2 protein-coding genes are annotated in these 1,808 nt (G+C 38.9%); both read left to right on the top strand.

Annotation, left to right across the window (positions count from 1 at the left end):
• Positions 1-271: 271 nt before the first annotated feature.
• A complete protein-coding gene (locus D5018_RS21250; RefSeq protein WP_243637492.1) occupies positions 272-1,306 on the top strand; it encodes a hypothetical protein in 1,035 nt (344 codons plus the stop codon).
• Positions 1,303-1,542: a restriction endonuclease subunit S domain-containing protein gene (locus tag D5018_RS22065; RefSeq protein WP_207819418.1), complete on the top strand. Its 240-nt coding sequence runs from the start codon at positions 1,303-1,305 to the stop codon at positions 1,540-1,542. The genes D5018_RS21250 and D5018_RS22065 overlap by 4 nt, the downstream gene beginning before the upstream one ends.
• Positions 1,543-1,808: the final 266 nt, after the last annotated feature.

Below are 1,808 nucleotides of genomic sequence, written 5' to 3'. Positions count from 1 at the left end.
TTAGATATTGAAACACCGTGGCAATGAGGACATTGAACATCAATAGAATGGCGCATGACATGCTCTAAAATAAATTAAACCAGCGTGCAACCATGATAGAACAATTCACAAAAGCAGCCCACTACCCAACCTAAATATCCCACGCTACATTGATTCTTCTGAGCCTGAAGACCTACACGATTTAAGCGCTCACCTACAAGGTGGTATCCCTAACCGTGATATTGATGCCCTCAGCGACTATTGGCAGGTATTTCCAAGTATCCGTAATACTTTGTTCCAACCTGATCGTGAAGGCTACAGCAAGGCATTGGTGGAGGCGAGTGAGGTTAAAAGTTCTATCTTGGCTCATCAAGAGTTTAAAGATTTTGCAAAACGTAGTCTTTTACCGTTTAAGCAATGGATCCCATCTGCAAATCTTAAAGGCATCACGCTTGGCGACAACTATCCTGACACGGCGGGGGAATCGGTGATCCAATTCACCGGAATACGCAAAAGCTTTATAACTAAGATTTCAGAAGATTTACTTACTGCTTACGCCAATACTGACCTGCTCAGTAAATACGATATCTATCAAATACTGATGGATTACTGGGCTGATAATATGCAAGACGATGTGTATGTGCTGGTACAAGACGGCTGGGAGTCAGGTAATAAGTTACGTGAATTAGTAGCCAAGAAAGGTGAAAAATTAAAAGAAACACCTGATTTAGTGATTAAAAAGCAGAAGTTTAAAGCCGAGTTAATACCACCTGCATTAATCGTTGCTCGTTACTTTGCTGATAAACAAGCTGAAATTGAACAACTGCAAATCAAGCAAGATGAAGCAACTCAGTCGTTAGAAACCTATCTTGAAAATGAAGGTGGTGAAGACGGCTTACTGATTGAAGCCATTAACGATAAAGATAAAATTACCAAAGCCAGTGTTGCTGCAAGAACAAAGCTAGCAATTGACGCTGAAGAAATCAAAGCCTTGAGGCAAGCCACCAAGCTTTTCAATGCAGATGCAGCTGCCAAGAAAGCCGTTAAAGAAGCACAAGAAAAATTGGATTTTGCTGTATTTATGAAATACCCAGAGCTAACGGTAGAAGAAATAAAAGCACTGATTGTTGATGATAAATGGCTGGCAACGTTGCAAACCAACATCAATGCTGAAATCGAGCGTGTAACCCAAAAAATGGCGAACCGAGTCAAAGAGCTTGAAGAGCGATACAGCTCACCGCTTCCAGCTTTAACAAAGTCTGTTGATGATTTAAGTGCCAAAGTATCTAAGCACCTTGAGGCTATGGGTTTGGAGTTGTCACTATGAGCCAATTAGATAGTCAAATGGTGCCTGAGGGTTATAAACAGACTGAGATTGGAGTTATTCCTGAGGATTGGGAAATATCTCTTTTGAGTGAATTATGTGATGTCATAGATGGGGATAGAGGTCAAAACTATCCAAATGCAAATGATTTCCTTGTCGATGGATATTGTGTTTTTTTAAGCGCAACTAATGTTACAAAGAAAGGTTTCTTATTTAACAATACTTCGGACAGTTTTTGATTGGTCGTGCCTCAATATTTAGTAAGTCATTGAATTTTAATGAATCTGTGTTTTCAGATTCAATTTGTAAAATTTTGTAAATTCAATTACTTATAAAAAGTGTCCGAACCATTGATTTAAAGAAGTATCATTTATTTCATGCGTTTTTCGGTTTATCCGATCAGTCGTTTCGGAGTTATCCGATCACCTAAAATCCCTTTTTTCTCTTAACCTTATTTTTACCTCAAGTGATCGGATTGATCCAGTTTTCTCATAGATTCACCCTC

The organism is Parashewanella curva, assembly GCF_003675895.1.
GTDB classification, from domain to species: domain Bacteria; phylum Pseudomonadota; class Gammaproteobacteria; order Enterobacterales; family Shewanellaceae; genus Parashewanella; species Parashewanella curva.
The sequence above is the reverse complement of the archived record's forward strand: the minus strand, read 5'-3'. Positions and strand labels throughout refer to the sequence as shown.

Coding starts and splice junctions, on each gene's coding strand:
- D5018_RS22065 (WP_207819418.1), top strand. CDS start 1,303: ATGAGCCAATTAGATAGTCAAATGGTGCCTGAGGGTTATAAACAGACT.